3 protein-coding genes are annotated in these 2896 nt (G+C 71.6%); 1 reads left to right on the forward strand and 2 read right to left on the reverse strand.

The window, feature by feature from the left end; genetic code table 11:
• Together ACYVE9_RS21370 and ACYVE9_RS21375 are read right to left on the reverse strand one after the other, a co-directional pair.
• Positions 1-1029: MMPL family transporter (locus ACYVE9_RS21370; RefSeq protein WP_461029508.1), on the reverse strand; the 1029-nt coding region annotated here is incomplete at its 3' end.
• A gap of 139 nt (positions 1030-1168) precedes the next feature.
• Positions 1169-1780, reverse strand: coding sequence for a TetR/AcrR family transcriptional regulator (locus ACYVE9_RS21375; RefSeq protein WP_461029509.1), 612 nt, complete (start codon positions 1778-1780; stop codon positions 1169-1171).
• A gap of 274 nt (positions 1781-2054) precedes the next feature.
• On the opposite strand from ACYVE9_RS21375, the gene ACYVE9_RS21380 reads away from it, so the two are divergent.
• Positions 2055-2804 carry a MerR family transcriptional regulator gene (locus tag ACYVE9_RS21380; protein WP_461029510.1) on the forward strand — a complete coding sequence of 250 codons (750 nt, stop codon included), beginning with the start codon at positions 2055-2057 and terminating at the stop codon, positions 2802-2804.
• Positions 2805-2896: the final 92 nt, after the last annotated feature.

Genomic DNA, 2896 nt, shown 5'->3' on the forward strand with positions numbered 1-2896 from the left:
CGCCTCGGCCCGGCGGGCGGCCCGGCCGAGCACCTTGTCGCCGGCGAAGCCGATCACCGCGGGCACCAGCGAGACGGCGACCAGCACGGCGATGCCCACCGTGGCGGCGGCGGCCAGACCCATCTTGGTGAGGATCGGCACGCCGATGACGGAGAGGCCGGCGAGTGCGATGAGCACCGTCAGGCCGGCGAAGACGACCGCCGAGCCCGCGGTTCCCACCGCGCGTCCGGCTGCCTCCTCACCGCTGTGGCCCGCGGCGCGTTCGGACCGGTAGCGGGACACGATGAAGAGCGCGTAGTCGATGCCCACCGCGAGGCCGATCATCGCCGCGAGCGTGGAGGTGACTCCGGAGAAGTCGAGCACCGGGGCCAACGCCACGATGCCGCCCACGCCGATGCCCAGGCCGAGCAGTGCGGTGACCAGCGGAAGTCCGGCGGCGACCAGCGAGCCGAAGGTGACGATCAGGACGACGGCGGCCACCACCACACCGATGACCTCACCGGTGCCGGTCTCGGGCACGGTCTCCAGCGCGCTGCCGCCGGCCTCCGCCTGGAGGCCGTTGTCGCGGGCGTACTCCACCGCGGACTTGATCGCGGCCTGCGACTCCTCCTCGACCTCGCCGAGCGAGGCCTCGTAGACGACCTCCGCGTAGGCGGTGGTGCCGTCCGGACTGACGGTCTTGGACTCGAACGGGCCGTTGACGCGGAGGACCTCGGGGTCCTCGCCGAGTCGTTCGACGGTCTGGGCGACCGTGGCTTGGGACTCGCCCTCGGTGATGGGTGAGCCGTCGGTGGTGCGGAGCACGACACGTGCGCTGGCTCCGTCGGCGTGGGCGCCGGGGAAGCGCTCGTCGAGCAGGTCGAAGGTCCGCTGGGCCTCCGTGCCGGGGATCGACACGGACATGCCGGGGGCGGGTGCGGCGGTGGCGGCGCCCAGGCCGACGAGGGCGAGCAGGGCGACCCATATCAGGGCGACGAGCCCGCGTCGCCGGAAGGCGAACCGGCCCAGGGTCTGGAGAAAGCTGGCCACGGGGTGACTCCCGTTGGTAGGCGTGACGGACGGCGGTCGGGTGGGTGTCGAAGGCGTGACGGATCACCCCGGCGGCCTGGTGGCCGCCGGGTGGGTGGTGTGCGGACGAGGTGGCGGGCGCCGGTCCGCCCGCCGGCGGTCAGAGCCCGAGCATGGGCAGGACCACCGTGTCGATGAAGCGGAGGAGGTACGCCTCGTCGGCTTCCTCCGCGTCGATGACCGGCCGGGAGAGCAGCACACCGAAGAACATGTGCGGCAGGAACTCGGCGCTCGCCGGGATCTCCGGCATCTCGCCGCGCTCCACCGCACGCAGCAGCATGGCGCGGAACGCGACGAGTTCGGGTTCGATGAGCGTCTCCCGGATGATGCGGGCCAGCTCGGCGTCGCCCTGCATGGCCTGCCCGAGGGCACGCAGCAGGGCGGTGTCCTTGACTGCGTCCCGCGCGGCCCAGCGGGCCACGAACCGGAGGTCCTCGGCGAGGTCGCCGGAGTCCAGCTCGGCCATCGGCGGGGGCGGTGAACCGCACTCGCCCAGTGCAGCCGCCACCAGTTGCGGTTTGCCTCCCCACTGGCGGTAGAGCGTGGCCTTGCTGGACTTGGTGCGCACAGCGACGGCGTCCATCGTGAGGGCCTCGTACCCGACCTCCCGGAGCAGGTTGAGCACCGCCTCGTACAGCTCCCGTTCGCGTTCGGGCGTCAACTTGCTGCGGCTGCCGCGTCGGGCGGCGCCCTCAGCTGTGGGTGCGTTCATCCAGCGCCTCGGAGGTTCACTAGGTCATCGAAACGGATTCGTCTCGGTGAGCGTAACCACCCACCGATCGAAACGCAAGCGGATCGATACGTGCACGTATCGATTCTGTCCGGTATCGATTCTACTTGGTATCGATACCATCGGGTTTCGATACCCCTGGGGGTGCCGACCGAGGTGCGTCGTCGCGGGTCCGGAGGTTTCACCACGCCGGTGAGACAGCAATACTGTTGAACACCCGGCCGGCCCGGGCGCGTCGAGGGAGAGGCAGGCACGGATGACCCAGCAGGCGGAGAGCGCGGACCTGACCGTGGACGAGCTGGCCGCCAGAGCAGGCGTCACCGTGCGCACCATCCGCTTCTACAGCACCCGCGGACTGCTGCCGCCCCCGCAGATCGGCCCCCGCCGGGTGGGCCGCTACGGGCCCGAGCACCTGTCACGGCTCGCGCTGATCGAGGAGTTGCAGAGCCAGGGCATGACACTGGCCGCCATCGAGCGGTACGTGCAGCAGCTTCCCGACGACCTCACCAGCCACGAACTGGCCATCCACCGGGCCCTGGTGGCGTCCTGGATGCCCGACACCGCCGACGAGGTGACCCGCGAGCAGCTGCGGCGCCGCTGCGGACGGGACCTGGCGGACGGCGACGTCGAACGGCTGCGCGCGATGAGCGTGCTGGAACCCACCGACGACCCGGAGGTCTTTCTCGTCGACCCGGGGCTGCTGCCCCTGGGCGTCCGGCTGCTGGACGTGCCGATCTCGCTGGAGGCGATCCTGGCCGCGCGCCGGGTACTGCTGGAGCACACGACGCAGGCTGCACGTGAACTCAGCCAGCTGTTCCGCGACGAGGTGTGGCAGCCCTACCGGGCGCAGGACCCCGCCCCGGAACAGGTCGAGCACATGAAGTCGCTGTCGGCGCACATGCAGCCGCTCGTGGTGCAGGCCCTGCTGACCGCCTTCCAGCGCTCGCTCAAGGAGGAGCTGCGGGGCACCTTCCCGCAGGAACGTGCCCCGCACTGGGGCCGCTGACCGGGCCTGCACGGACGTGGCGCCGCCCGACCGTGGCGCCGCGACGGCTGACGACCGACGGCCCCGGGCAGCCCCGGCGCCGTCCCGGGCCC

Source organism: Streptomyces sparsus, assembly GCF_054776295.1.

Excerpts from the sequence above, each read along its gene's own strand:
- ACYVE9_RS21375 (WP_461029509.1), bottom strand. The coding sequence starts at position 1,780 with ATGAACGCACCCACAGCTGAGGGCGCCGCCCGACGCGGCAGCCGCAGC.
- ACYVE9_RS21380 (WP_461029510.1), top strand. The coding sequence starts at position 2,055 with ATGACCCAGCAGGCGGAGAGCGCGGACCTGACCGTGGACGAGCTGGCC.